Raw genomic sequence first — 26,693 nt, forward strand, 5'->3', positions numbered from 1 at the left:
GGCACCCGAACGTGACGACTTCGCCGGAGCTCGGCCACCAGACGTCATGAAAGGGTCGTTCATGACGCTGGACGACAGGAAAGAGTCGTTCATGACGTCGCCAACCCCCGCCAAACGTCGCGACTCCGCGCGCGGCCGTGACTTTGCCGGAGCCCTGGCCTCCGACGACAGGAAAGAGTCATTCACGTCGTTCGGGCGCCCGCAGGCTGTCAAGAGCGGAGCAGTTGCGCCACCTCCGCGACCCGTGGCAACTGCTCGTCGAACACCTTCGGATCGGTGCTCGCGATCCGCAGCAGTACGTGCTCCGCGCCTTCGTACGCGCGTAGCCGCGAAGCCACCTCCGCGGCCGATCCCGTCACCTGCATCTGGATCCCCTGCACGAAGTCCGCGGGCATCCCGTAATTGCGCCGGCAGTACTCCTCCAGCAGCGCACGTCCCCGGTCCACGTCGTCCTCCACCAGGACCGTCGCGAACAACGCCGGCGTCACCGCGCGTGCCGCCGACGAGCGGATCCGGGCCAGCCCGGACACGTAGTCCGCCGGGTCCGGCGGGTAGGGCAGCCAGCCGTCGTACAACCGGCCGACGCGCTCCAGCGCCCCCGGCGTGAACGCCGCCAGCCACACCGGCGGGCCGCCCACGCGCGCGGGCGCGGGAAAGGACGGCAGCGAGTCGTAGTGCAGCACCTCGCCGTGGAACGACGGCTGACCGCTCCACGCCGCCCGCCACAGGCCCACGATGTCGTCCAGCCGCGCTCGCCGGCGCGCCCAAGGCACTCCCACGAACGCGAACTCCGGCTCGCTCCGCCCGGCGAACCCCGCGCCCACCGCCACCGTGAGGCGGCCGCCGCTGAGCAGATCGAGCGAAAGCAGCTGGTTCGCCGAAAGAACCGGGTCCCGCAACGCCGGGAGCAGCGCGGACGTCCCCAATGTCACCCGTGAGGTCCGGGCGGCGAAAGCACCCAGCACGGTGAAAGCGTCCAGCGGAGCCCGCGCGAGGGTGTCGCCCACCCACACCGAGTCGAGGCCGAGCTCTTCGGCGGAGACGGCGACGTCGACCAGTTCCGGCGCGGTCCGGCCGGCGTCGAGGATGGGCTGGTAGGTCGGTACGACCAGGCCGAATTTCGTCATGCCGGGAAGCGTCGCCGAAGCGGGGAATGCCCTCAATTCCCGGCGGGGAATGGCGCGGCCGAGCAGGATGGGACCGTGGACTTCGGAACGGCGCTCAAGGACTGGCGCACCCGCCGGCGGCTCAGCCAGCTCGACCTGGCCCTGCGCGCGGGGACGACGCAGCGGCACGTGAGCTTCATGGAAAGCGGACGCTCGGTGCCCGGCCGCGGCATGGTGCTGCGCGTCGCCGAGTCCCTCGAACTGCCGCTGCGCGAGCGCAACGGCCTGCTCCACGCCGCCGGCTACGCGCCGACGTACCCCGAAACGAAACTCGGCGACCCGGCGATCCGGCCGGTGCTCGACGGGCTGCGGCGGCTGCTCGACGGCCACCGCCCCTACCCCGCCATCGTCGTCGACCGCTACGGCCTGCTCGTCGCGAAGAACGACGCGTTTTCCCTGCTCGTCGAGGGTGTCGCACCGGAGCTCCTCGAAGAACCGGTCGACACGCTGCGGCTCGCGCTGCACCCGCGCGGGATGGCGCCGCGCGTGCGGAACCTCGACGACTGGGCCCGCCACATCCTCGAGCGCCTCCGCAACGACCTCGCGCGCACCCCGGACGACCGGCTCGCCGCGCAGCTCGCCGAACTGACGGGGTACCTGCCGCCGGAACGGCCGCCGAGCGCCGATCACCTCGGTTTCGCCGTGCCCGTGCGACTGTCCACTTCGGCCGGTGAGCTGCGGCTGATCACGGCGATCACGACGTTCGCGACCGCCGCCGACGTCACGGTGTCGGAACTCAAGCTGGAGACGTTCCTGCCCGCGGACGCCGAAACCGCGGAACGTCTTCAGAGCACCAGCGCCGTCAGGTGACCGACGAGCAGCTCCGCGCTCGCCCACAGCACGGCCGCGCAAACGCTGCCCAAGGCGAACCGGCGGTACGGCATCGCCGCCGAGCCCGCGACGCGCGGGACCAGCGTCCGGACGCCGGCCAGGCAGCGGCCCGCGATCACCGCCGGGACGCCGTAGCGCGCGACCGCCGCTTCGGCGCGGTCCCAGCGGTCCTGGCCGATGCGGCGGGCGAACCGCGTCCGGCGCAACCTCGGCCCCCAGTGCCGTCCTTCGAGGTACGCGAGCTGATCGCCGAGGACGGCGGCGGAAACGGCCACGGGCAAAGCGAGTCCGAAGTGGAGCGTGCCCCGCTCGGCGAGGAAACCCATCAGCAGCAACGCCGACAACGTCGGCAGCACGATTCCGGGTAGCAGCGCGGTTTCCGCCGTGATCAGCACCGCGCAGACGAGGTAGACGACCGGCGGGGGCGCGTCAAGCAGTGGCCGCAACAGGCTGTCCATGGCTCGTCCTCCCCACCGCCACCGGCAGCGCCGCGCGGTAGACGAACGCAGGCGGCAAGTTCCCCCAGACGACCGGAGTGCGCTCCACGACGGCGAAGCGGCTGCGCAGCGAAGCCGCGAAGCGCCGTGCGGGTGGCGTCCAGGCCGCGTGGGCGTACGCGAACGTCGTGAACCGGCCGTTCGGAGCCAGCGCCGCCGTGACCGCGTCGAGGATGCGGCGCTGCCGGTCCGCGGTCATCGCCGTCCACGGCAGTCCGGAGACGACGACGTCGACGCGGTCGGCGGCGAGGTGCTCCGCCGAGCCCGTGACGACATCGACCTGCGGAAAGCGTTCGCTGACCGAGGCTGCGAAACGCGGGTTGATCTCGTAAGCGGTCAGCCGCGCTTCGGGGCGAAGCAGCGCGAGGACCGCTTCGGTGAAGACACCGGTACCCGGCCCGAGCTCGACGACGCGCGCCGCGCGTTCCAGACCGAGGCCCGCGGTCATCGTCGCGGCCAGCTTCGGTGAGCTGGCCGCGATCGCGCCCGTCAGCATCGGATGGCGGAGGAATTCGCTGGTGATCGACATGATTTCGACGGTAGGAACGGCGGGGGTGGCCGCGAATCCGCCGGATCGACCGGGCTCGTCCTCCCAAGGGAGGACACGGTCGGACCGAAGGGATGACGACCCGGACGGGGTCCCGGCATTACGTTCGGTGGCGTGGAACGACTCGTCGTGTGGATACGCGGGCACCGGTGGACGGTGGACCTGCCGCTGTACACCGTGTTCCTCTTCCTCGCGCCCAACTGGGTCGGCACGGGCTCGTGGGCGGTCCGCGCGATCCCGATGCTGTTCGTGCTGCCCCTGCTGGTCCGGCGCCGGTTCCCGCGCACGGTCGCGGTGCTGGTCATCGCCGGCGCGGCGGCGGTGTACTTCAACGAGATCTGGGCGTACGACCGCGGCCGCACCGAACTGGCGATGGCGGTGGCGCTGTTCACCCTGGTCAAGCTGGGTCGCCGGCGGTTCGCCGCGGCGATCGCCTTCGCGATCGCCGTGCTCGACGTCCAGTGGGGCTTTCTGTGGGGCACCTATACCGAGAACCCCACCTTCACGATCGTCGCTGTCCTCCCCCTGCACATCGCGGCGTGGGCGCTCGGGGAGTTCTTCCGCACCAAGGACCAGCTCACCGCGGAGGAGGAGAAGCGCGCCGACGCCCAGTCGCGCGCCGCCGTCGCGGAGGAGCGCACCCGCATCGCGCGCGAGCTCCACGACGTCCTCGCGCACAGCATGAGCGTGATCGTGCTGAACGCCGAAGGCGCGAAGCTGGCCCGGCACCGCGATCCCGAAGCCGTCGACCGCACGCTCGACACGATCGGCCGCACGGGCCGGGACGCGCTCGCCGAGCTGCGGCGGCTCCTCGAAGTCCTGCACGCCGGCCAGGCGGCGCGCAGTCCCCAGCCGAGCATCGACGAGCTGCGCGAGCTGGTCGACCAGTGCGGGCGCGCGGTCGCGCTGGAGGTCACCGGCGATCCCGGTGGCCTGACCGCGAGCGCCGCGCTGCAGGCATACCGGATCGTCCAGGAGGCCCTGACCAACATGATCAAGCACGCCCCGGCCGACGCGACCGGCCGCGTCGAAGTCGCGTTCGAGCCGGAAGTGGTCCGGATCGAGGTGACGAACACCGGCGGGCAGGCCCCACCCGCGCCGGCGCCCGCGTTGCCGTCGTCCGGGCGCGGGCTGGCGGGAATGCGCCAGCGCGTCGAGATGTACCACGGCGAGCTGGCGACCGGCCCGTTGCCGAACGGCGGCTACCGGGTGCGCGCGAGCCTGGTGGTCGGGTCATGAGCCCCCGGATGCCGCCCCTCACCAGGCCACGGACGGATACCGGATCCCGGTCGCCAAGCCACGACCGAACCTCTGCCCGACGCCGGACACCCCACTCGCGCAAGCCGGCCCGCACCACGTCAAGGGCGGACGCCGGACCCGCGCCGGACCTCGGCCGTCGGCACGCCGAACCCCACCACCGCCCGAGACCGGAGGCCGGGTCATGACCACCCGGGTGCTGCTCTGCGACGACCAGGAGCTGGTGCGCGTCGGGCTGCGGATGATCGTCGAGAGCCAGGACGACCTCGTCGTCGCCGCCGAAGCCGCGAATGGCGAGGAGGCCGTCGCGAAGGCTCGCGAACTACGGCCGGACCTGGTGCTGATGGACGTCCGGATGCCGGTGCTCGACGGCGTCACCGCGACCGGGCGGATCTGCGCCGAGCTGCCGGACGTGCGCGTCCTGATCATCACGACGTTCGATCTCGACGAGTACGCGTACGCCGCGTTGCGGGCGGGCGCCAGCGGGTTCCTGGTGAAGGACGCGCCGTCGGAAGAGATGCTCGTGGCGATCCGCGGCGTGCTGCGCGGCGACTCGATGGTCTCGCCGTCGGTCACGCGGCGGCTGCTCGACCGCTACCTCGCCGACGACCGCGATCCCGTGGACGTCGCGAAGCTCGACGTGCTGACCGAGCGCGAGAAGGACGTTCTGGGGCTCATCGCGCGCGGGCACTCCAACGGCGAGATCGCGGCGAAGCTGTACATCGGCGAGACGACGGTGAAGACGCACGTCGGGCGGATCCTCGGCAAGCTGCGGCTGCGCGACCGGGTGCACGCGGTTGTCTTCGCCTACGAGTCCGGGCTGGTACGTCCAGGGGCGTGATCACTCCTCATTTATCCAGTTGATAGGGAAGGATAGAGTACTTTGCATGACGATATACAAGTCCGCAGCCGGGGCTCGCCTCCTCCGCGAGCGCTATCTCGAAGCGCTGGAGAGCTGGCCCGTCCCGCGCGACGAGGTGCGCGTGCCGACCCCCGAGGGCGAGACGTTCGTCCTGGTCTCCGGCCCGGAGAGCGCGCCACCACTCGTGCTGCTGCACGGCTCCGGCAGCAACTCGGCGGAGTGGGCGCACCGGATCCCGTCGCTGGTGGAGCGGTTCCGGGTGTACGCGGTCGACATCATCGGCGAGCCGGGGATGAGCGCCGAGACGCGGCCGCCGCTCGACGGCGACCGGTACGCGCACTGGCTGGACGCGGTGCTGGACCACTTCGGCGTCCCCCGGGCGGCCTTCCTGACGTCGTCGTTCGGCGGCTGGCTCGCGCTCGACTACGCGATCCGGCGGCCCGGGCGCGTCGCCGCGCTGGCGCTGCGGTGCCCGATCGGCCTCGGCCCGATGAAGAAGGGGTTCGTCGTCAAGGCGGTGTTCCTGGCTTTGCTCGGGGAGAAGGGGCGGCGGAAGTCCGTGGCCGGCGCGGTGGGCGAGCCGGCGACGTCGCCGATCGTCGAGCAGCAGCTGCTCGTGTCGGCGAACTACCGGTACCGGACCGGCCCGTTCCCGGTCTTCGGCGACGCAGCTCTGGCGCGGGTGACCATGCCGGTGTACGCCGTCGCCGGGGCGGAGGACGCCATGGTCGACTCCGCGACGACCAAGCGGCGGCTCGAAGCGGCGGGCGCCGTGGTGGACCTAGTGCCGGGCACCGGGCACTACCTCCCCGGCTCGGACGACCTGGAGTTCCTGAAGGAGGTCGCGACGAACGGCGATTTCACCGCTTGATGGCAGGATGAGCCGTATGCGGCGTGTGCTGGGTCTCATCGGTGCGGTGTCCCTGCTGGTCGCGGGCTGCTCGGGGGCGTCGAGCGCGCCCGTCCAGAGCGTCCCGCCCGCGTCCACGCCGGCGGCGTCGACCGGGAAGTTCAAGGTCGAGACGGTGACCGCCGGGCTCGAGCACGGCTGGGACATCGGCTTCCTGCCCGACGGCGGCATCCTCGTCCCGCAGCGGCCCGGCAAGCTCGCGCTGGTCCGCGGTGGGCGCGCCACCGACGTCCAGGCCGACTTCACCGACGTCCTCGTGCAGGGCGAAGGCGGGCTGCTCGGCATGGCGATCAGCCCCGACTTCGCGACCAGCCGCGAGTTCATCACGTGCCAGGACCACCAGGAGGGCGGCAAGGCCGTCGACATCCGGCTGGTCACGTGGAAGCTGGCCGAGGACGGCGGGAGCGCGACCCGGGTCAAGAACCTGCTGACCGGCCTGCCGGTGAACCCGAGCGGCCGGCACTCCGGCTGCCGCCCCACGTTCGCGCCGGACGGCGCGCTGCTGGTCGGCACCGGCGACACAGCGCGCTCGACGATCGCGCAGGACCGTCACTCCCTGGGCGGCAAGGTGCTGCGGCTGGACGCGAAGACCGGGAACCCGTTGCCGGACAACCCGTTCATCACTTCGGCGAACGCGCACGAGCGGCTGATCTACACCTTCGGCCACCGCAACGTCCAAGGCGTGGCGATCCGGCCGGGCAGCGGTCAGGTGATCACGGCCGAGCACGGGCCGACCTTCGACGACGAGGTCAACCTGCTGAAGCCGGGCGCGAACTACGGCTGGGACCCGTCGAAGGGCGGCACCGACTCCAGCTACGACGAGAGCGTGCCGATGACCGACCTCAAGCGGTTCCCGGACGCGGTGAGTCCATTGTGGACGTCCGGCAAGATCACCGAGGCGATCAGCGGCGACGCGTTCCTGACGGGCGCGCAGTGGGGCCTGAACGACGGCGCGCTGGTCGTGGTGGCGTTGAAGGGCCAGAAGCTGCTGCTGTACCACTTGGACGCGGCGGGCAAGGTCCTGGACGTCTCGCTCCCGCCGGAGTTCGACGACAAGTTCGGCCGGCTGCGGGCCGTGCGGAGCGGCCCGGACGGCGCACTGTACGTGACGACTTCGGACGGAACCGACGACAAGCTCCTGAAGGTCACGCCGGCCTGATCATGAGAAAAGCACGGCCGCGGAGTGCCGTGGACACTTCCGCCGGGGCGGCGGATCGCGGAACATGTTCTGTACCAAGAGTTTTCGCCCGCCCCCCGACGAGTGTTGGACGCGGTCCGAAGATAGCGTTCCCGCGGCAGCACCGCGCCGGTCCCCGAGCGCCATCGCCGACCTGGCGATCGGGGACCGGCCTCCACCGTGTCTCTCCCCGATGAGTCCTATTTGCCCAGGTGAGCCCCGCCGTTGACGTGCACCACCTGTCCGGTGACGTGCCCGGCGGCGGGGCTCGCCAAAAACGTCACCACGGCGGTGACATCTTCCGGCGTGCCCGGTCGCTTGGTCATCGTGTTGGCGATCAGCCGTTCGCGGCGGCGGTCCGACAACTTGCCGTGGAAGAATTCCGTCTCGCCGATCAGTCCCGGCGCGACGACGTTCGCCGTGATCCCCCGCGGGCCGAACTCCTGCGCGACGCTGATGTTCCACGCCTCGACCGCGGCCTTCGCGGCCCCGTACGAGCCGGCGCCGGTGCGGGCGGCGATCGAGCCGATCGTGACGATCCGCGCGTTTTCGGCCAGGCGTTCGCGCAGCGCGTGCGTCACGAGCGCGGCACTGACCACATTGGACCGGAGGTTGCGCTCGAACGCGGCCGCGAACCCGGCGAGCCCCTCCTCGTCGCCGTCGAGGAAGTCCGTGTTGCCCCCGGCGTTGTTGACGAGCACGTCGACGCGGTCCGGCAACTCCGACAGTGCGGCTTCGACCGCCGCGGGATCGGCGGCGTCGAACACGACCGGGCGCGCGCCCAGAAGCGTCGCGGCCTCGGTGAGCACCTGCTCGCGGCGCCCGGTGATCGTGACCCGCTCGCCCGCTTCGGCGAAGGCCGCCGCGACGGCGTACCCGATACCCGTGCCGCCGCCCGTCACCACTACTTCTCTGCTGTTCCCCATGTGCCCGACCCTAGCGCCTAGGATCGGGGCATGACCAAGATCGACCCGGCCACGTCCGCGCTCGTGCTCGTCGACCTGCAGGAACGGATCGTGACGCTGCCGACCACGCCGTACACCGGCGAAGAAGTCGTCGCGAACGCGCTGCGGCTGCGGACGGCGTTCCGCGAGGCCGGCGCGCCCGTGGTGATCGTCAAGGTGGCGCGGCCGGACAACCCGCCGGGCAACGAGCTCGTCTTCGACGCGCAGGGCGACAAGATCGTCACCAAGTACACGATCGGCGGCTTCGCGAACACGGACCTCGACGAGTACCTGCGCGGCAAGGGCGTGCGAACCGCGTACTTCGGCGGGATCGCGACGGAGTTCGGCGTCGAGTCGACCCTGCGCGCGGCCGCCGACCACGGCTACGACACGGTCGCGGTGTCGGACGCGATGACCGCGCTCGCCGACATTTCGCACGAGAACGCGATCACGAAGATCTTCCCGCGGCTCGGCACGGTCGTCACGACGGACGAGGTGCTGGCGGGCTTGGCGTGATCGACAAGATCGCGTGGCTGCACCTGGTGGACGGCCGGATCCTGAGCACGCGTTCCCGGGGCAAGGACGTGTACTACCTGCCGGGCGGCAAGCGCGAGCCGGGCGAGAGCGACACCGAGACCTTGGTGCGCGAGATCCGCGAAGAGCTGACGGTGGAGATCACCGAGCCGACCATCGAGCCGGCGGGCGTGTTCGAGGCGGAGGCGCACGGCCACGCGGGGGTCGTGGTCCGGATGACCTGCTACCGGGCCGAATACACCGGGACGGTGACAGCAAGCAGTGAGATCGAAGAGATCGCTTGGCTGGCGTACGCGAACCGCGACGCGGTCTCGGCGGTGGACAAGATCATCTTCGACCACCTCCACGAGACCGGGACGCTCGAGTAGCGAGGAACTCGGCGTGCGACGCGTCGAGGTCCCCGATGGTCAGCGTGACCCCCGTCCCCACAAGGGAAACCGTCATCCCAGCCGGAGCTTCGGCTTGTCTTCCAAGTGCGACAGCCCGTTCCAAGCCAGGTTGACCAGGTGCGCCGCCACCTCGTCACGCTTCGGCTTGCGGGCGTCCAGCCACCACTGGCCCGTCAGCGCCACCATGCCCACCAGCGCCTGCGCGTACAGCGCCGCCAGCTTCTCGTCGTACCCGCGCGCCGCGAACTGCTGCGCCAGGATGTGCTCCACCTGGCTCGCGATGTCGTTCAGCACCGTCGAGAACGTGCCCGTCGAACTCGCCACCGGCGAATCGCGGACCAGGATCCGGAAACCGTCGTGGGAATCCTCGACGTACGACAGCAACGCGATCGCCGCCTGTTCGAGCATCACGCGGGGGTGGCCGCCGTGCAGCGTGGACACCATGCGCTCCAGGAGCAGCTGCGTTTCGCGGTCCACGACCACCGCGTAGATGCCCTCTTTGCCCCCGAAGTGTTCGTACACCACGGGTTTCGACACGTTGGCGCGGTGGGCGATCTCCTCGATCGACGTCCCGTCGAAGCCCTTTTCGGCGAACAACGCCCGCGCTACGTTCAGCAATTGCTGACGCCGCTCGCTGCCGGTCATCCGGACGCGCGTCACCGGGGCGGCCGGACGCGCCCCGGTGACCTGCTGCTCACGCTTCGAACGTCGTCTCCCCGCCATCGGGGCAGCCTAGTTGACTAGCCCTTTTCGGTGGCGATACGGGCCAACCGCTGCGGCGTCGGCCAGCGCACGTCGTGCACCCAACCGAACTTCTCGAAGATCCAGATCAGCCGCGCGGAAATGTCGATCTGGCCGCGCTTGACGCCGTGGCGCGCGGACGTCGGGTCGGCGTGGTGCAGGTTGTGCCACGACTCGCCGAACGAGAAGATCGCCAGCGGCCAGAAGTTCGCCGACTTGTCCCGCGCGGCGAACGGGCGCTCGCCGATCATGTGGCAGATCGAGTTGACCGACCACGTCACGTGGTGCAGCACGCAGATGCGCACCAGGCCGGCCCAGAAGAACGCCGTCACCGCGCCCCAGAACGACCACGAGATCAGGCCGCCGAGCAGGGCCGGCAGCATCAGGCTGACCAGCGCCCACAGCCAGAACAGGTCGTCGACCTTCTTGATCGCCGGGTCCTTGACCAGGTCCGGCGCGAAGCGCTCGGCGTTGGTCTGGTCGCGCTCGAACAGCCAGCCCATGTGGGCGTGCCAGAAACCCTTGGCGATGGCCCACGGCGAGGTGCCGAACGCCCACGGGGAGTGGGGGTCGCCGTCGCGGTCGGAGAACGCGTGGTGGCGTCGGTGGTCGGCGACCCAGGTGATGACCGGCCCCTGCAGGGCGATGCTGCCGGCGATGGCCATGACCACGCGCAGCCACGGCTTGGCCTTGAAGGAGCCGTGCGTGAAGTAGCGGTGGTACGACACGGTGATGCCGAGCCCGCTGATCGCGTAGAACGCCACGAAGATGCCGACGTCGACCCAGCTCAGTCCCCAGCCCCAGGCGAACGGCACCGCGACCAGCAGTGCCACCAGCGGCGCGATCACGCCGAAGTAGACCGACAGTTGCACGCCGATGCCGCGCGTGCCTTCGATAACGGGTTTGGGCCCCTTCGGAGCCGAAGGCTCCCCGGTGGACTGAGAACGGTCGAGCGTGGCCGTCATACGCTTCACTTCTCCCTATGCGGGCGCCCCTTTTCGTAGGGTGCCCTAACCTACGATGCCGTAAGTTACGGTACAGGAGGTTCCGGCGACTGGGGAGTGCCGGAATCCTCACACCCGAACTTCGGAACCGGAGTACCCGGCGGACGGGCCGGTAACGCATCCCCCGCGCGAACGACACCCGATCGTCGCTATCCTGACCAGGATCGATCCGCCGTAGTGTAATCGGCAGCACTTCAGATTTTGGTTCTGACAGTTCAGGTTCGAATCCTGGCGGCGGAGCAGCAGGACCCGAACCCACGAGACCGGGAGGTTGGCGCTGACCGACGAGGCGACCGACCCCGGTGCGGCCAGGCGTCCCGCACTGGCCGAAATGTCCGACGCCTGGCTTGTCGGGCGCGCGCGGGAGCTGATCGCCGCGGTCCAGCGGCAGGAGTACGACCAGCAGCTCCAGATCGTCGAGCTGATGGACGAGCTGCTCGACGAGACCCAGCGGCGCGGCGAGCCGACGATGATCGCGCAGCTGCTGCGCGCGTCCGCGATCGCCCGGCTGATCACCAGGGGCCTGGCCGCGGAGGCCGAACCGCGGCTCGACGAGATGCTCGCGCACACCCGCCGGCACGGCCTCGCGCTGCTGCGGGCCGACGCGCACGCGCTGCGCGGCCGCCGGCTGGTGATCGCCGCGCAGGAAGACCCCGCGCTCACCGAGATCGCCCGCGCGCTGGCCATCCTCGACGACTCAGCGATCCCGAACCGGCAGGTCGGCATCCGCCAGTGGAACCGGATGCTGTGGTCGGCGCTGAACGACTGCTGGATCGTGCTGAACCAGCTCGGCGTGTACGAAGCCGCCGAGGAGGTCATCGGCCGCGCCGCCGGCGCGATCCGCGAGAGCGCGAGCCCGCACGAGATCACGCTGCAGCTGATGAACCGCGTCAAGATGCTGCTCGGCTGGGGTCTGCGGCTCGAGCGCATCGACGAGTACGACGAGAGCGCCGAGAAGTTCCGCACCGCCGCGTCCATGGCCGTGGCCGCCGAAGGCCCGTTCACCGAGTCGCTGTTCCCGCGGAAGGCGGGTGTCGCGGCCGTCGACCAGGTCGGCGTCCTCGCCTCGGCGCAGGCACTGCACAGCCCGAGCGCCGACCAGATCGACCGGCTCCGGGCGCTGCACGAAGGCACCGGCTACCCCGGCGAACGCGAGATCGTCGCCATCGCGCTGGCCCGCTGCCTCGACCACGCCGGCCGCCGCGAAGAGGCCCTCGACGTGCTGCGGCACGCTCGTGAGTCGCTGACCGAGGACACCTCGCAGCCGTCGATGCGGCTGAACATCGTCCGCGAGCTGGCCCGGCTCGACACCACACCGGACTACGCGTCCGGCGCCAGCGAGTCGCTGATCGACTACGCGAGGCGCCTCGAGAACGAGATGTGGAGCCTGCGCGAGTCGCAGATCGCCACGCTGAACGCGCGCCGCGAGCACGAACGGCTCTCCGCCGAGCACGGCGCGATCACCCAGCAGGCGCTGCAGGACCCGCTCACCGGCCTGCCGAACCGCCGCGCGCTGGACGAGAAGCTGCGCCAGCTCGCGTCTTCGGCGGACGCGCAGCCGCTCGCGGTCGCGCTGGTCGACCTCGACGGGTTCAAGGGCGTCAATGACAAGGCGTCGCACGCCGAAGGCGACAACGTGCTGCGCGTCGTCGCGAGCACGCTTCGTGACGCTCTGAGGGGAGACGACCTCGTGGCGCGCTACGGCGGCGACGAGTTCATCGTCCTGCTCCCGGGCACGCCGGCGTCCGCGGCGAAGATGGCGCTCGGGCGCGCGGTGAAGTCCGTCGCGGGCCTGCCGCACCACCTTTCGCACGGCGTCACGCTGTCCATCGGGCTCGTTTCGCTGCGGCCGCAAGAGCGCGGCGAGCAGGTCCTCGCCCGCGCGGACGCGGCGATGTACCAGGCGAAACGCGGGGGCGGCAACCAGGTGGCGTCGGCCAACTCGATGGCCGCCGACCCGGCCGCGGCCTGGGCGGGCGAAGGCACTCCCACCGACCCCGCGTGGGACGCCGAGGACCCCAGTTAGGATCTGAGCCCGACAGAAGCCATCTTGTGGTAACCGTTGGGAGCGCCGTTGACCGGCCCGCTGAGCACGTTGATCCTCGCCGCGGGTGAGGGCACCCGCATGCGATCCGCGACCCCGAAGGTGTTGCACCCGATCGCCGGGCGCCCCCTCGTCGAGCACGCCGTCCGGGCCGCCGCCGGCCTGGACCCGCAGCACCTCGTCGTCGTCACCGGCCACGGCCGCGAGGCGGTCGGCGCCCGGCTCGCCGAGGTGGGCACGGCTCTCGGGCGCGAGGTCGGCACCGCCGTGCAGGCCGAGCAGAAGGGCACCGGCCACGCCGTGGGCTGCGCGCTCGCGACCCTGCCGGCGGACCTCACCGGCACGGTGATCGTCAGCTACGGCGACGTCCCGCTGCTCGACACGGCGACCCTGCGCGCCCTGCTCGACGAGCACACCGAGGCGAAGAACGCGGTCACCGTGCTCACCGCGGTGGTCGATGACCCCACCGGCTACGGCCGCATCACGCGCGACGCGGCCGGCAAGGTCACCGGGATCGTCGAGCACAAGGACGCCACCCCGGAGCAGGCCGAGATCGCCGAGATCAACTCGGGCGTGTACGCCTTCGACGCCGCTGTGCTGCGCGACGGCCTTTCGCGCCTTTCGACCGACAACGCGCAGGGCGAGCTCTACCTCACCGACGTCCTGGGCATCGCGAACGGCGACGGCTTGCACGTCGGCGCGCTCGTCGTCGACGACCCGTGGCTGACCGAGGGCGTCAACGACCGCGTCCAGCTGTCGGTGCTCGGCGCCGAGCTCAACCGCCGGATCGTGCAGCGCTGGCAGCGCGAGGGCGTCACGGTCATCGACCCCGCCTCGACCTGGATCGACGCCGGCGTGACGCTGTCGCGCGACGTCGTCATCGAGCCCGGCGTCCAGCTCAAGGGCACGACGTCGGTCGGCGAAGGCACGACGATCGGGCCGGACAGCACGCTGACGAACATGATCATCGGGGCGGGCGCCTCGGTGGTACGGGTGCACGGCTCCGACTCCGAGCTGGGCGACCGCGTCAACGTCGGCCCGTTCACCTACCTGCGGCCGGGCACGAAGCTCGGCGAGAAGGGCAAGCTCGGCGCGTTCGTCGAGACGAAGGCCGCCGACATCGGCGCCGGCACGAAGGTGCCGCACCTGACCTACGTGGGTGACGCCACGATCGGCGAGCACAGCAACATCGGCTGCTCGAGCGTGTTCGTGAACTACGACGGCGTGAACAAGCACCGGACCGTTATCGGATCCTATGTCCGGTTGGGCGCGGACAACACGTTCGTCGCTCCGGTGCAGGTCGGTGACGGCGCTTACAGTGGAGCGGGTGCCGTGATCCGCGAAGACGTCCCCCCGGGCACACTCGCGGTGTCGGCGCCGCCGCAGCGCAACATCGAAGGCTGGGCGATCCGGCGCCGGCCGGGAACACCCGCGGCGGAGGCGGCCCAGGCCGCCCTCGACGCCGATTCAGCAGCAGGAACCGACGGGGAGTCGCCAGCATGAGTCCGAAGCAAGGCACGCCGAAGAAGAACCTGATGCTCTTCTCCGGACGGGCCCACCGGGAACTCGCCGAAGAGGTGGCCGAGCACCTCAACGTGACGATCACCCCGCAGACGGCGCACACGTTCGCCAACGGCGAGCTGTTCGTCCGGTTCGAGGAGTCCGTCCGCGGCACCGACGCCTTCGTCATCCAGGCGCACACCACGCCCATCAACGAGTACGTGATGGAGCAGCTGATCATGGTGGACGCGCTCAAGCGGGCGAGCGCGAAGCGGATCACCGTCGTGATGCCGTTCTACCCGTACGCGCGCCAGGACAAGAAGCACAAGGGCCGCGAGCCGATCTCGGCCCGGCTGATCGCGGACCTGTTCAAGACCGCGGGCGCCGACCGGATCATGACGGTCGACCTGCACACCGCCCAGATCCAGGGCTTCTTCGACGGCCCGGTCGACCACCTGATGGCCCAGACGGTGCTGGCCGACCACATCAAGAAGACCTACGGCGACGCGGACATCACGGTCGTCTCGCCGGACTCGGGCCGCGTGCGGCTGGCCGAGAAGTGGGCGCAGACGCTGGGCGACCGCCCGATCGCGTTCATCCACAAGACGCGCGACCCGGACAAGCCCAACCAGGCGGTGGCGAACCGCGTGGTCGGCAAGGTCGAGGGCAAGCTCTGCGTCCTGATCGACGACATGATCGACACCGGCGGCACGATCGTGAAGGCGACGGAGGCCCTGATCGACGAGGGTGCGGCGGACGTCGTCATCGCGACGACCCACGGCATCCTGTCGGACCCGGCGACCGAGCGCCTCTCGCAGTGCAAGGCGCGCGAGGTCATCGTGACGAACTCGCTGCCGATCCCGGAGGAGAAGCGCTTCGAGGGGCTGACGGTGTTGTCGATCGCGCCGATGCTCGCGGAGGCCATCCAGCAGGTCTTCGAGGACGGCTCGGTGACTTCGCTCTTCGACGGCAACGCCTGAGGAGTGTCCCTTCCGCCGGGCGCGAAACTCCGCGCCCGGCGGGGGTTCCCGGCGCTAGCGTCGGCGGCATGGGGAACTTCAAGTTCGGCGTCAGCTTCCGCGAGATCGGCAGCCGCGACGCCTGGATCGCCAAGTGCCGCCGGGCCGAGGAGCTCGGCTACGACGTCATCACCGTGCCCGACCACCTCGGCACCGGGCGGTTCGCGCCGTTCCCGGTGCTCGCCATGGCCGCCGCCGTCACCGAACGGCCGCGGCTCGGCACCCTCGTCTCCAACGTGCCCTTCTACAACCTCGCGCTCTTCGCGCGCGAAGCCTCCTCGACAGCCGCGCTGCTCGACGGGCGGCTCGATCTCGGGCTCGGCGCCGGGCACATGAAAGCCGAGTTCGACAATGCCGGGCTGCCGTGGCAGAACGCCGCCGGCCGGATCGGCTACCTCGAAGAAAGCCTCGGCTACCTGCGGAAACACTTCGAGGACGAGGGCATCGACCACCCACGCTTACTCCTCGCGGGCAACAGCGACGGAGTCTTGGAACTGGCCGCCGAACACGCCGACGTCGTCGGCTTCGCGGGCCTGAGGCAGCAGCCCGGCAAGCCGCCGGGCACCTTCAAGCTCGACAACGCCGAGGCGATGGACGAGCGCGTCGCGTACTTCCGTTCGAAGACGCGCCGCGACCCCGAATACAACATGCTCATCCAGCACGTCGAAGTCACCGAAGACCGCCGAAAAGCGGCCGAAGGATGGCACGAGAAGACCGAGCGAAGCGCCGTCAAGACCGCCGAAGAACTCCTCGACGCGCCCCAGCTCCTGCTGGGCACGGTCGAGGAGATCGCCGGACAGCTCGAAAACCGGCGCGAGCGCTACGGCTTCTCGTACATCACGGTCTTCGAGCCGAACCTCGAGACTTTCGCGCCCGTGCTGAAAGAACTTCAGTGCACAACCGAGGCTTCGCCTCGGGCCGGGGGCTCCGCCACCCGGACCCCCAAAAGCCGTCAGTAAGCCACCGTGAACCGCGCGCGGCGGTGCTTCGGCTGCTCGATCTCGTCGACGTAGGCGGTCGCGAAGTCGTCGCCGCCGATGTGCGACTTGCCGTTCTCGTCGGTCAGCAGGACGTCGCCGCCGACCCGGAACCCGCCCCGGCGCTCGCCGGGGATCCAGGCGCCGAACTCGGCGGCCGGGCTGACGTAGAACCAGTCGAGGCCCTCGGGCTGTTCGCGCAGCAGGCCGAGCACCTCGGCGTGGTTGCCGGCCTCGTCCTTGTACTCGTCCGGAAACTCGGGGGTGTCGAACAGCCGCGGGCCGCCCTCGGCGACCAGCAGGCTCGCCGCACCGCCCACGAACGACAGCCGGACGCCGTTCTCGCGCGCGATCCGCGCCAGCGCCGGCACGGCGTCGATGAGCTTCTCGCCGTCGATCGCGCGGGCCGGGGCGGCGACCACGATGACGTCGGCGTCCTTGGCGACCCGCGCGACGAACTCCTCGTCGTGCAGCGAACCCTGCCGCGCGTCGACGCCATCGGGCATCGAGCCGGGGTTCCGCGCGACGCCGACCACCTCGTGCCCGCGCCGCAGCGCCTCGGCGCCGATCTTGCCCCCGGCGTACCCGGTCCCCCCGAAAACCACCAGCTTGGCCATGTCACTTCTCCCGTTCGATTCGGCTGCTCCAGCCGATGTTACGAACGGAAGATCACCTACTTCAACGGGAGCAACGCACCCCCGGGTAGGTGTCCAGCTCAGCCGCCCAGGCCCGCGAACTCCGCGGCGACCTTCTGCTTCACCGCGTTGACGTCGAGGGCCGCGCGGACCTCCGCCGTCGCGTTCGGCTTGGACAGCACCTGGTAGCTGGCCGTGCGGTTCGGCAGCTTGAACTTGACCGTGCAGGACATCTTCACCGTCGCGTACGGGTCGGCGTCGGCCGCCGTCGTGCAGGTCTGCGCGCCGAGCGAGTCGGCGCTGACCTCGACCGAGAGGGTGATGTGGACGACGCTCTTCCCGCCCGCGGCCGGCGAGCCGACCACGCTGGTGGAGACGTCCACGGTCGTCGTGCAGGAGCCGACGAAGTCCTTGCAGTCGAGGGTGTCGTTCGTGACGACCGCGCTCGCCTGCACCAGGCCCTCGAACGGCTGGCCCAGCCCGCCGACGGCGTTGTCCAGGTCGGTGTGGAACGTCTTCAGCGCGTCGCCGGCGATCGGGTCGACGCGGAGCTCGGCGCCGAACTTCGGCCCGGCCTGCGGGTCGAGCAGCGCCGGGGCGAAGCTGACGACCCGGTTCGGCTTGGCCGTGGTGACGCGCAGGACGCTCGGCGCGGCGCCGAGCTGGTAGACCTCGGTGCCGTCCAGGAGCTTCGCCTTGACCGGCTCGCCCAGCCGGTCGAGGCCGGACAGCGCCTTGCGCAGCCCGTCGGCGAGCGCCTGCGGGGCGAACCGGGCCGCGGGGTCGAGGGGCAGCTCGGAGCCGAGCGAGCGCACCCAGCTCGTGCCGAACTGCGTGCCCTCGTCGATGGCGTGCGCCTTCCAGTAGTCGGCGTCGGCCTGCAGGTAGAACTGGCCCGCGGCCGACGTCACCTGGATGACCCGGCCTTCGAGCGGCAGCCCGCCGAAGGCGAAGCCGGCACGGGTGACGCGGAACTGCTGTTCGGTGCCCTTGGTCGTCGACTTCAGGGAGAGCGCGGGGGCTTTGCCCAGCGCCGTGAGGGCCGCGTCGACCGCGGCGCGCTGTTCGGCGCGCAGGTCGGCCGTCCGCTGACCGGCCGCGGAGACCGCGGCGGTGCCGGGGACCGCCACCTGGCAGCCGGCCAGCAGTCCGCCCAGCAGCAGCACCGCCGCCGCCATGGCCCGTCGAGCCCGCATCTTCCGCCCCCTGCTCTGCCGCCGCGTCCGAGCACACCTCGTCCGGCGAAGTCCCGCCACCGGATTTGTGTCGTCACGTACCGGGGTTCAGGAGGGTTCTAGCGTGGCCCGGGCCCCCGCCGCAACCCACCGTGATGAGGTTGGTTTACACTCTTGAGGTTGTCTCGGCGAGGCGGGGCCCTTCTGGGGTGCCCGGCGTGATCGACGCGGCGGCTCGAGTAGCCCCGGCTGTCGTGCACGCCCGCAAACTCGCCGCCGAACGCAACCGCCTGAACAGAACAACGCCCGCATCCCCCGCCGCAGCATGCTGTCTCCCGCACCATGTTCGTGATTTGAAGGAGTGCCACACCGTGTCCGAGGTACGTCTGTCCGTCGAGCCGCGCACCGAGTTCGGCAAGGGCGCCGCGCGCCGCACGCGTCGCGCCGGCAAGATCCCCGCCGTGCTGTACGGCCACGGCTCGGACCCGCGGCACTTCGCGCTGCCGGCCATCGAGTTCGCCCGCGTCGTCCGCGAGAACGGCTCCAACGCCGTCATCACCCTCGCCATCGAGGGCTCCGACGAGCTCGCGCTGACGAAGACCATCGTCGTGCACCCGCTCAAGAACTACATCGAGCACGTCGACCTGCTGGTCGTGAAGCGCGGCGAGAAGATCGTCGTCGACGTCCCGGTCGTCGTCACGGGCAACCCCGGCCCCGGTGGCCTGGTCAACCAGGACGTCGACACCCTGACCGTCGAGGTCGAGGCGCTGCACATCCCGGAGCAGTTCGAGGTCTCGATCGAGGGCCTCGAGGTCGGCAGCCAGGTGCTGGCCGGCCAGGTCGAGCTGCCGCAGGGCGCGACCCTGGTCACCGACCCCGAGTCGCTGGTCGTCGCCGTCAACGAGCCGCAGCGTGAAGAGGCCGATGACGACGACGCCGAAGCGGGCGAAGAGTCGGCCGAAGCCGGCGAATAACATTCCCGCATGACCGAAGACCTGCCCGGGGCCGGCGAGCTGATCCTGCTCGCCGGCCTCGGCAATCCCGGACCCCAGTACGCCGGAAACCGGCACAATGTCGGTTTCATGGTGCTGGACGAGCTGGCCGCCCGGATCGGCGGCAAGTTCAAGACGCACAAGAGCGGCGGCGAGGTGCTCGAGGGCCGGCTGGCCGGCCGCCGCGTGGTGCTGGTGAAGCCCCGCTCGTACATGAACCTTTCCGGCGGCCAGGTGGTCGGCGCGGCGCGGTTCTACAAGGTGCCGCCGACCGGCGTGGTCGTGGTGCACGACGAGCTGGACGTCGACTTCGGCGCGTTGAAGCTCAAGTTCGGCGGCGGCGACAACGGCCACAACGGGCTCCGCTCGATCACGAAGTCGATCGGCACCCGCGACTACTACCGGGTCCGGTTCGGCATCGGCCGCCCGCCCGGCCGCCAGGACCCCGCGGACTTCGTGCTGAAGGACTTCTCGACGGTGGAGCGCAAGGAACTCCCCTTCGAGGTGGACCGCTGCGCGGACGCGACCGAAGCACTGGTCGGCACCGGTCTCGCGGCCGCCCAAAACGCCTTCCATGCGGGCTGACATCGGTGGCAAGGTGAGCCCATGACCCCCGACGAAGTCCGGGCGATCGCGTTCGGCAAACCCCGCTTCGGCCGGCGCGGCTACAACGAGGACGAGGTCGACGCCTTCCTCGACCTGATCGCCGAGGCGCTGGCCGGCCGGAACATCCTGACCGCCGACGACATCCACTACGTCGAGTTCACGATCATGCCCGTCGGCATGCGCAGCTACGACCAGGCCCAGGTCGACCTGTTCCTGGACGAGGCGGAGACGGCGCTCATCGAGCTGCGGAACCCGCGTCCGGCGGTCGAAGAGCGGCGCCCGCAGGGCCCGCGGAAGTGGTTCGGCCGTTCCTGAGCGGGTGTGAATCCGGCCACAACGCTCTCGGTAGTCCCCGCTCACCCGATGGCGGGCGCTGAGCTGCCCGTCGGGGTGAGCTTCGGGGCAGCCCCTTCCGGGGGAACCCGTTCACAGGTTAGGACGGTGTACGCGAGTTCGCACCGCCCAACCCCGGAATCGGAGAGTTCCATGTCGTTCACCGCCGAAGACCTCACCGAGGTCACCTTCGGTAACGCCCCGATCGGCCGCCGTGGCTACGCGAAGCACGAGGTCGACGAGTTCGTCCGGCGCATCGCCAAGACGTTCGCCGAGGAGGACGACCTGACCGCCGCCGAAGTGCACCACGTGATCTTCGCGAAGCCGCTGATCGGCAAGCGCGGCTACGACGAGCGCGAGGTCGACGACTTCCTCGACGCGGTGGAAGACCAGCTCGCCGCCCGCACGGGGCACGCCCCGGACCTCCCGGGCGCCCGCACCCCGGCGGAGGCGACCGCCGAACGCGCCACCCCACCGACGATCCGGGCGGCCCGCGTCCAGCAGCGCTGACCCCCAGCGCCCCAAGGGCCCCTTCGGTGCTCCATCCATGCCCCCGCCACCACCCTCAAGGGAGGCGCTTCGCTGATTCAACGCACCCAAGGGGCCCTTCGGTGCGTTGAACGCACCGAAGGGCACATTGGGGCGCTAGGCGTCGGCGTTCTTCTTGATCTTGTCCGCGAACTGCTGGGCCGTCGCCGCGCGCTTGACCTTGCCCGACGGCGTCTTCGGCAGGCTCCCCGCCGGCAGCACCACCACCGCGTACGGCCGCATGTCCACCGCGTCGCGCACCCGCGCCGAGACCTGCTTCATCAGGTTCTTCTCGGCTTCGGCGTCGCCCGCCAGCTTCGACTCGACGACCACCGCGAACCGCTCGCGGCGGCTGCCCGCGTCCAGCCGCACCGCCACCGCGTTGCCCGCCCGGACCCCTTCGACCGACGTCGCCGCGCGCTCGATGTCCGTCGGGTACAGGTTGCGGCCGCCCATGATGATGACGTCCTTGCGGCGGCCGCAGATGACGATCTGGCCGTCCACCAGGTACCCGAGGTCGCCGGTGTCGAGCCACCCCTCGTCGTCCTGGGTGGCGACCGGGCCTTCCATGGTCAGGTAGCCGGGCGTCACGGCCTCGCCGCGCAGCCGGATCTCGCCGACCTCCCGCTCGCCGACGCGCGAACCCGCGTCGTCGACGATCTCGGCCTCCAGCCCGTCCAGCGGCGGGCCGAGCAGCGCGAACGACCGGACGCTGTCGGTGCCGCGCCGCGGGTCGCCCTCGGGCACCGGCACCGCGCGGTTGTCCGCCTCCAGCGCGTCGGCCTCGACGACGTCGAGCGTGAGCCCGGTGAACAGCGGCGCGAACGACACCGCGAGCGTCGCCTCGGCCATGCCGTAGGCCGGGAAAACGCATTCCGCCGGCATCTTGAACCGGGCGCCGGCGTCCACAAAGGTCTGAACGGCGGTCTCGTCGATGGGCTCGGCGCCGTTCAGGGCGATCCGCAGCTTCGAGAGGTCGTAGGCGTCGTCCTCGTCGACGCGCGCCATCCGGCGCCCGACGATCGCGTACGCGAAGTTCGGCGCCGCCGTCGTCGTGCCGTGGTACTTGGTGATCAGCTCGGGCCAGATCAACGGCCCCGTGAGGAACTCGACCGGCGTGATCTTGACGAGCTCGACGCCGAAGGTCATCGGCACGGTCAGGAAGCCGACCATGCCCATGTCGTGGAACGTCGGCAGCCAGGACACCATCACGTCGGTGTCGAAGTCGAACTCCGCGCGGTCGACCATGGCCTTGACGTTGGAGTACAGGTTCCCGTAGGTGATCCGCACGGCCTTGGGGTCGGCGGTCGAGCCGCTGGTGAGCTGCAGGAGCGCGGTTTCGCCCTCGTCGGTGGTGACGACGTCGTCCAGGGGCTCGGCGCCGATGAGGTCGCTGATCAGCTTGAAGCCGATGCCCTTCTCCTCCAGCACCGGGGCGAGCTGGTCGAAGGGCTCGCCCAGCAGCACGAGGTCCGAGCCGATCATGCCGAGCACGCGCACGGTGTCCTCGGCCCACTCGGCGAGGTCGGTGCGCGGAGTGGGCTGGTGCAGCATCGTCACGCTGCCGCCGGCCAGCCAGACGGCCTGCACGGTCGGCGCGATGAGCACCGGCGCCGCGGCCAGCACCCCGACCGCCGTGCCCCGCTCGAACCCGCCGGCGACCAGCCCGCCGGCGACCCGCCGGGCTTCTTCGTGCACCTCGGCCCAGGTCCGCCGGACCGGCTCCTTGGGCTCCCCGGTGACCATGCCACGCTGCTGACCTCGCCCCGCCGCGGTGGCGACGAGCGTGTCCACGAACCTGCTCATGAGTCAGACATTACTGGCAGCCGTGTCACTCCAGCAGTTCGGACGTCTCCAGCCAGCGGCCCTCGACGTCCTCGATCTCGCCCTGGACGCCCTTCAGCTCCGCGTTGAGCTCCATCAGCTTCGCCGGGTCCGTCGCCGCCTCCAGCAACGCCGCGTGGAGCTTCTCCTCCTTGGCGTGCAACTGGTCCAGCTTGCGCTCCAGGCGGCCGAGGTCCTTCTGCGCCGCGCGCAGGTCCGCCGCCGACTTCTTCGCCTCCGCCTTCGCGGCCGTGGGAGCTGACGCGGCCGCCGGTTCCTTCGCCAGGGCCCGGCGGTTCAGGTACTCCTCGATGCCGCCCGGCAGGTGGGTGATCCGGCCGTCGCCGAAGAGGGCGACGATCGTGTCGCAGACGCGTTCGACCAGGTAGCGGTCGTGCGAAACCACGACCATCGTGCCCGGCCAGCCGTCGAGGAGGTCCTCCAGCTGCTGGAGCGTGTCGATGTCCAGGTCGTTCGTGGGCTCGTCGAGCAGCAGCACGTTCGGCTCGGCCATCAGCAGCCGGCACAGCTGCAGCCGGCGCCGCTCGCCGCCGGAGAGGTCGCCGACCGGCGTCCACTGGCGGGCCTGCGGGAAGCCGAGCTTCTCGCCCAGCTGCGACGCCGTCATCTCCTGCTTGCCGAACACCACGCGCCCGGCCACCTGCTCGATCGCCTGCAGCACGCGCAGGTCGGCGGGCAGGTCGTCGAGCTCCTGGCGCAGGTGCGCGAGCGCGACCGTCTTGCCCTCGACCCGGCGCCCGGTCGACCCTTCGACGTCGCCGCCGAGCAGCTTCAGCAGCGAGGTCTTGCCCGAGCCGTTGATCCCGACCAGGCCGATCCGGTCGCCCGGCCCGACCCGCCAGGTGACGTGGTCGAGCAGCGTCCGGTCGCCGACCGTGTACGTCGTGTCTTCCAGCTCCAGCACGGTCTTGCCCAGCCGCCGCTTCGCGAACGCCATCAGCTCGACGGAGTCGCGCAGCGGCGGCACGTCCGCGATCAGCGCTTCGGCCGCGTCGATGCGGTAGCGCGGCTTGGACGAACGCGCCTGCGGGCCGCGGCGCAGCCACGCCAGCTCCTTGCGGGCCAGGTTCTGCCGCTTCTCCTCGGCCGTCGCCGCCAGCCGCGCCCGCTCGGCGCGCGCGAAGATCCAGTCCGCGTAACCGCCTTCGTAACTCTCGACGCGGCCGTTGGCCACCTCCCAGGTCACGCTCGCGACCGTGTCGAGGAACCACCGGTCGTGCGTGACGACCACGACCGCGATCCGGCGGGTCAGCAGGTGGTCGGCGAGCCACTGGACACCTTCGACGTCCAGGTGGTTGGTCGGCTCGTCGAGCACGACGAGGTCGAGCTCACCGGTCAGCGCGGCCGCCAGCGAAACCCGGCGCCGCTCGCCACCGGAGAGGTTCGCGGTCGGCGTCTCGAGCCCGATCGCCGTGATACCCAAGCCGTCCACAATGGACCGTACGCGGGCGTCGGCGGCCCATTCGTGCTCGGCGCCGTAGCGTTCGAGCACGACCTCGCCGACGCTGCTGCCGTCCGGCAGCTCCGTCCGCTGGGTGACGACGGCCATCCGCAGGCCGCCGACGTGGCTCACCCGCCCGGAATCCGGCTCGGCGAGTCCGGAAAGGACTTCCAGGAGGGTGGTCTTGCCACCCCCGTTGAGGCCGACGACGCCGATGCGCTGCCCGGCCGCGACGCCGAGCGACACACCGTCCAGGAGCGGGCGAATCCCGTAGGACTTGCTCACCGCCTCCAGGTTGACCAAGTTGGCCATGCCCTCAGCCGATCCTTTCCGAGAAGTAGAAATCCACAATGGACGATCAGGTGTGCACCCGCGGCGAGGCCGGACGCGGCGCGTCGTCGCCGCCGACCACGCGGGCGCCGGGGACCGGGCCGTGCGCCACCCGGACCGTGCGGCACACCCCCGCGCCCGACAGCTCGGCGGCGACCTCGACCGCCGACTGCGCGTCCTCGCAGAGGAACGCGCAGGTCGGGCCGGAGCCGGAGACCGTGCCGGCGAGCGCGCCCGCGTTGACGCCGGCCCGCAGCGTCCGGCGCAGCCCGGGCCGCAGCGAAACCGCCGCCGCCTGGAGGTCGTTGCCCAGCAGCAGCGCCAGCTGACGCGGGTCGCCCGAGGCCAGCGCCTCGACGACCGGGGTGTGCGAGCCGATCCGCGGCGGGTTGCCGTCGACGCGCAGGCGGTCCAGCTCCTTGAACACCTTCGGCGTCGACAGCCCTTCGGAGTCGAAGGCCAGCACCCAGTGGAAGGTGTGCCGCGACAGCACCGGGACGAGCTGCTCGCCCCGCCCGGTACCCAGCGCGGTGCCGCCGTAGAGCGCGAACGGGACGTCGCTGCCCAGCCCGGCGGCGATCCCGGCGAGCTCGTCGCGCGTGACGTCGAGGTTCCAGAGGCCGGCCAGCCCGACCAGGGTCGCCGCCGCGTCGGCGCTGCCGCCGGCCATGCCGCCCGCGACCGGGATGCCCTTGCGCAGCACCACCCGGACGTTCGGCTCTTCGGTGCGGCCGACGTGCGCGGACAGCGCTTCGACCGCGCGCCAGGCCAGGTTGGTGCCGTCGGCGGGCACCGAGCCTTCGCCCTCGCCGTAGATCTCCAGGCCCGGCTCCTCGGAGACCGCGACGGTCACCTCGTCGGTCAGCGACAGGGCCTGGAACACGGTCACCAGCTCGTGGTAACCGTCTTCGCGCAGGTCGTCGACCGACAGGTGCAAGTTGACCTTGGCCGGGACCCGGACGGTGACTGGGGGCGGAACTACGGCGAGCACCCGACCAGCCTACGTGCCCGCGGAAACGCCCCAATGTGGCCTTGGTTGCTCCATCCATGCCCCCCGCCACCACCCTCAACGGAGGCGCTTCGCGCCGCAGTGCTGATTCAACGCACCCAAGGCGGCCTTGGTTGCGTTCAACGCACCCAAGGTGGCCTTCGGTGCGTTCAACGCACCCAAGGCCACCTTGGGGCGCTCGGGTCAGGCTGCCGCGACGCCCTGGGGGCCGCGAGCGGTGTACGTCACGTGGCCGCCGCGCTCGGCGACCCACGCCAGCGCCGCGTCGGCCCGCTCGCCGCGGACGCCGAGGCGGAAGCGGCCGACCGGCGTGTCGCCGATCCGGGTCAGGCCGCCGCCGATGGTGGCGAACTCGACGTCGAAGCGGCCCGCGGCCTCGGGCAGCAGCGCGCCGACCGAAGCGAAGCCGACCAGCACGACGTCGGCCGAGCGGTCGTAGCGCGACACCTGCGCGCGGGTCGTCTCGATGGCCGGCAGCAGCGCCTGCGCGGTGCGGCTCGCCGGGTTCGAGATCAGGTCGAGGACGGTGCCGCGCTCGATGACCGTGCCGCCTTCGAGCACCGCGACGTCGTCGCAGACCCGGCGGACGACACTGGCGTCCGGCGTCGTGACCACGACGGTGGTGCCCAGCTCGGAGCGGGCGCGGTCGAGCACGGTGAGCACCGCGCCGGCCTCCTCCGGGTCGATGCCGGCGGTCGGGTCGTCGGCCAGGAGCACCGCCGGTGCCGCGGCCAAGGCCTTCGCGACCGCGACGCGGCGGAGCTGACCCTCGGTCAGCTCGCCGGGACGCTGCGTCGCACGCTGCGTCAGACCGACGAGGTCGAGCAGCGAGCCGACCCGGCTGCGGCGCTGCGGGCCGTCGATGCCGAGCTGCTCGAGCGGGGAGGCGATGTTGCCGGCGATCGTGCGCTCGGCGATCAGCTCCGGCTTCGTCGAGACGACGCCCAGCTGACGGCGGATCTCGCGCAGCCGGCGGCCGTCGAGCGTGCCGGTGTTGAGGCCGTCGAGGCGGACGACGCCGCGGTCGGGCCGCTCCTGCAGCGCGATGCAGCGGGCGAGGACAGACTTGCCGGACCCGGCGGGGCCGACCACGCCGAACAGCGAGCCGGCCTGGACCTCGACGCTCACGTCATGCAGGGCGACGACCGAATTTCCGTTGGTGGCAAAGGTTTTGGACAGGTTTTCGACGGTGATCACGAAGGCTCCAGAAAACGGGGTGCGCGCAGGGCGCGGCACCCGGCCGCAAGCGAAGTCCGTCCGTTGTGGACGGTGCGTGAAGAAGAGGTGGACCGGTTACGACAAGCTCAGTTGGAGCGTCGACATGCGGTCACGGAGCGGCGGCCTTCGTCGACGACGCGACGCTTGGTCAGGAGCAGGGGGCGAGCTACCCTCTTCATCGG

The 26,693-nt window shown here is 70.9% G+C and carries 27 protein-coding genes and 1 tRNA gene; 16 read left to right on the forward strand and 12 right to left on the reverse strand.

Translation table 11 applies throughout. From position 1 onward, the window contains the following. Positions 1-209 precede the first annotated feature (209 nt). Positions 210-1,127, reverse strand: a complete 918-nt coding sequence (locus AB0N03_RS45610; protein ID WP_364386556.1) for an LLM class flavin-dependent oxidoreductase — start codon at positions 1,125-1,127, stop codon at positions 210-212. A gap of 75 nt (positions 1,128-1,202) precedes the next feature. On the opposite strand from AB0N03_RS45610, the gene AB0N03_RS45615 reads away from it, so the two are divergent. Then, positions 1,203-1,976, forward strand: coding sequence for a helix-turn-helix transcriptional regulator (locus tag AB0N03_RS45615; RefSeq protein WP_364386558.1), 774 nt, complete (start codon positions 1,203-1,205; stop codon positions 1,974-1,976). Here AB0N03_RS45615 and AB0N03_RS45620 read toward each other — a convergent pair. Both AB0N03_RS45620 and AB0N03_RS45625 read right to left on the reverse strand, forming a co-directional pair. Beyond that, a complete protein-coding gene (locus AB0N03_RS45620) occupies positions 1,952-2,455 on the reverse strand; it encodes a DedA family protein (protein WP_364386560.1) in 504 nt (167 codons plus the stop codon). The genes AB0N03_RS45615 and AB0N03_RS45620 overlap by 25 nt on opposite strands. Beyond that, positions 2,427-3,023: a methyltransferase domain-containing protein gene (locus AB0N03_RS45625; RefSeq protein ID WP_364386562.1), complete on the reverse strand. Its 597-nt coding sequence runs from the start codon at positions 3,021-3,023 to the stop codon at positions 2,427-2,429. The genes AB0N03_RS45620 and AB0N03_RS45625 overlap by 29 nt, the downstream gene beginning before the upstream one ends. A gap of 132 nt (positions 3,024-3,155) precedes the next feature. Between AB0N03_RS45625 and AB0N03_RS45630 the strand changes: the two genes are divergently transcribed. The 4 genes from AB0N03_RS45630 (at position 3,156) to AB0N03_RS45645 (ending at position 7,229) form a co-directional block, all read left to right on the forward strand. Continuing rightward, positions 3,156-4,280, forward strand: a complete 1,125-nt coding sequence (locus tag AB0N03_RS45630; protein ID WP_364386564.1) for a histidine kinase — start codon at positions 3,156-3,158, stop codon at positions 4,278-4,280. A gap of 202 nt (positions 4,281-4,482) precedes the next feature. Then, positions 4,483-5,139 carry a response regulator transcription factor gene (locus AB0N03_RS45635; RefSeq protein WP_364386566.1) on the forward strand — a complete coding sequence of 219 codons (657 nt, stop codon included), beginning with the start codon at positions 4,483-4,485 and terminating at the stop codon, positions 5,137-5,139. A gap of 46 nt (positions 5,140-5,185) precedes the next feature. Further along, the gene (locus tag AB0N03_RS45640; protein ID WP_364386568.1) at positions 5,186-6,031 is read left to right on the forward strand and encodes an alpha/beta fold hydrolase; all 846 of its coding nucleotides are present in this window, start codon (positions 5,186-5,188) and stop codon (positions 6,029-6,031) included. Positions 6,032-6,047: 16 nt separating this feature from the next. Further along, entirely contained in the window at positions 6,048-7,229 is a 1,182-nt protein-coding gene (locus tag AB0N03_RS45645; protein ID WP_364386570.1) for a PQQ-dependent sugar dehydrogenase, read from the forward strand. A 218-nt stretch (positions 7,230-7,447) separates the two neighbouring features. Here the strand turns inward: AB0N03_RS45645 and AB0N03_RS45650 are convergent, their stop codons facing one another. Next, positions 7,448-8,173 (reverse strand): SDR family oxidoreductase, encoded by a 726-nt coding sequence (locus tag AB0N03_RS45650; protein WP_364386572.1) that lies wholly within the window; start codon positions 8,171-8,173, stop codon positions 7,448-7,450. 30 nt (positions 8,174-8,203) lie between these two features. Here AB0N03_RS45650 and AB0N03_RS45655 point away from each other — a divergent pair, with 30 nt between their 5' ends. Together AB0N03_RS45655 and AB0N03_RS45660 are read left to right on the forward strand one after the other, a co-directional pair. Further along, positions 8,204-8,707, forward strand: a complete 504-nt coding sequence (locus tag AB0N03_RS45655; protein WP_364386574.1) for an isochorismatase family protein — start codon at positions 8,204-8,206, stop codon at positions 8,705-8,707. Then, on the forward strand, positions 8,704-9,093 hold the full coding sequence (locus AB0N03_RS45660; protein WP_364386576.1) for an NUDIX domain-containing protein: 390 nt from the start codon (positions 8,704-8,706) through the stop codon (positions 9,091-9,093). The genes AB0N03_RS45655 and AB0N03_RS45660 overlap by 4 nt, the downstream gene beginning before the upstream one ends. 72 nt (positions 9,094-9,165) lie before the next feature. Here the strand turns inward: AB0N03_RS45660 and AB0N03_RS45665 are convergent, their stop codons facing one another. After that, a complete protein-coding gene (locus AB0N03_RS45665) occupies positions 9,166-9,759 on the reverse strand; it encodes a TetR/AcrR family transcriptional regulator (protein ID WP_364386626.1) in 594 nt (197 codons plus the stop codon). Positions 9,760-9,854: 95 nt separating this feature from the next. Beyond that, the gene (locus tag AB0N03_RS45670; protein WP_364386578.1) at positions 9,855-10,820 is read right to left on the reverse strand and encodes an acyl-CoA desaturase; all 966 of its coding nucleotides are present in this window, start codon (positions 10,818-10,820) and stop codon (positions 9,855-9,857) included. Positions 10,821-11,027: 207 nt separating this feature from the next. Here AB0N03_RS45670 and AB0N03_RS45675 point away from each other — a divergent pair. From AB0N03_RS45675 to AB0N03_RS45695, 5 genes are all read left to right on the forward strand, one after another. Next, positions 11,028-11,099 (forward strand) — tRNA-Gln (locus AB0N03_RS45675). Between the two features lie 31 nt (positions 11,100-11,130). Continuing rightward, complete coding sequence (locus AB0N03_RS45680; protein ID WP_364386580.1) at positions 11,131-12,885, forward strand: GGDEF domain-containing protein; 1,755 nt, start codon at positions 11,131-11,133, stop codon at positions 12,883-12,885. Positions 12,886-12,933: 48 nt separating this feature from the next. Beyond that, entirely contained in the window at positions 12,934-14,406 is a 1,473-nt protein-coding gene (glmU, locus tag AB0N03_RS45685) for a bifunctional UDP-N-acetylglucosamine diphosphorylase/glucosamine-1-phosphate N-acetyltransferase GlmU (RefSeq protein WP_364386582.1), read from the forward strand. Continuing rightward, a complete protein-coding gene (locus tag AB0N03_RS45690; protein ID WP_284748549.1) occupies positions 14,403-15,383 on the forward strand; it encodes a ribose-phosphate diphosphokinase in 981 nt (326 codons plus the stop codon). The genes glmU and AB0N03_RS45690 overlap by 4 nt, the downstream gene beginning before the upstream one ends. A gap of 68 nt (positions 15,384-15,451) precedes the next feature. Beyond that, positions 15,452-16,381: a TIGR03621 family F420-dependent LLM class oxidoreductase gene (locus AB0N03_RS45695; RefSeq protein WP_364386584.1), complete on the forward strand. Its 930-nt coding sequence runs from the start codon at positions 15,452-15,454 to the stop codon at positions 16,379-16,381. Here the strand turns inward: AB0N03_RS45695 and AB0N03_RS45700 are convergent. Then, entirely contained in the window at positions 16,375-17,016 is a 642-nt protein-coding gene (locus tag AB0N03_RS45700) for an NAD(P)H-binding protein (RefSeq protein ID WP_364386586.1), read from the reverse strand. The genes AB0N03_RS45695 and AB0N03_RS45700 overlap by 7 nt on opposite strands. 98 nt (positions 17,017-17,114) lie before the next feature. Beyond that, positions 17,115-18,230, reverse strand: a complete 1,116-nt coding sequence (locus tag AB0N03_RS45705; protein WP_364386588.1) for a hypothetical protein — start codon at positions 18,228-18,230, stop codon at positions 17,115-17,117. 350 nt (positions 18,231-18,580) lie between these two features. Here AB0N03_RS45705 and AB0N03_RS45710 point away from each other — a divergent pair, with 350 nt between their 5' ends. The 4 genes from AB0N03_RS45710 to AB0N03_RS45725 all read left to right on the forward strand — a co-directional run bounded on the left by AB0N03_RS45710 (position 18,581) and on the right by AB0N03_RS45725 (position 20,650). Then, positions 18,581-19,183 carry a 50S ribosomal protein L25/general stress protein Ctc gene (locus tag AB0N03_RS45710; protein WP_364386590.1) on the forward strand — a complete coding sequence of 201 codons (603 nt, stop codon included), beginning with the start codon at positions 18,581-18,583 and terminating at the stop codon, positions 19,181-19,183. Between the two features lie 9 nt (positions 19,184-19,192). Then, complete coding sequence (gene pth / locus AB0N03_RS45715; RefSeq protein WP_364386592.1) at positions 19,193-19,786, forward strand: aminoacyl-tRNA hydrolase; 594 nt, start codon at positions 19,193-19,195, stop codon at positions 19,784-19,786. Positions 19,787-19,807: 21 nt separating this feature from the next. After that, positions 19,808-20,122 (forward strand): DivIVA domain-containing protein, encoded by a 315-nt coding sequence (locus tag AB0N03_RS45720; RefSeq protein WP_364386594.1) that lies wholly within the window; start codon positions 19,808-19,810, stop codon positions 20,120-20,122. A 171-nt stretch (positions 20,123-20,293) separates the two neighbouring features. After that, entirely contained in the window at positions 20,294-20,650 is a 357-nt protein-coding gene (locus AB0N03_RS45725; protein WP_364386596.1) for a DivIVA domain-containing protein, read from the forward strand. A gap of 135 nt (positions 20,651-20,785) precedes the next feature. Here the strand turns inward: AB0N03_RS45725 and AB0N03_RS45730 are convergent, their stop codons facing one another. The 4 genes from AB0N03_RS45730 to AB0N03_RS45745 form a co-directional block, all read right to left on the reverse strand. Further along, positions 20,786-22,474, reverse strand: coding sequence for a fatty acyl-AMP ligase (locus tag AB0N03_RS45730; protein ID WP_364386598.1), 1,689 nt, complete (start codon positions 22,472-22,474; stop codon positions 20,786-20,788). A 25-nt stretch (positions 22,475-22,499) separates the two neighbouring features. Next, on the reverse strand, positions 22,500-24,266 hold the full coding sequence (locus tag AB0N03_RS45735; RefSeq protein ID WP_364386600.1) for an ABC-F family ATP-binding cassette domain-containing protein: 1,767 nt from the start codon (positions 24,264-24,266) through the stop codon (positions 22,500-22,502). Between the two features lie 46 nt (positions 24,267-24,312). Further along, positions 24,313-25,275, reverse strand: a complete 963-nt coding sequence (locus AB0N03_RS45740; protein WP_364386602.1) for a 4-(cytidine 5'-diphospho)-2-C-methyl-D-erythritol kinase — start codon at positions 25,273-25,275, stop codon at positions 24,313-24,315. A gap of 201 nt (positions 25,276-25,476) precedes the next feature. Then, the gene (locus AB0N03_RS45745) at positions 25,477-26,490 is read right to left on the reverse strand and encodes an ATP-binding cassette domain-containing protein (RefSeq protein WP_364386604.1); all 1,014 of its coding nucleotides are present in this window, start codon (positions 26,488-26,490) and stop codon (positions 25,477-25,479) included. Between the last annotated feature and the right edge of the window lie 203 nt (positions 26,491-26,693).

This window comes from Amycolatopsis sp. NPDC051061 (genome assembly GCF_040682935.1).
Classification (GTDB): Bacteria; Actinomycetota; Actinomycetes; order Mycobacteriales; family Pseudonocardiaceae; genus Amycolatopsis.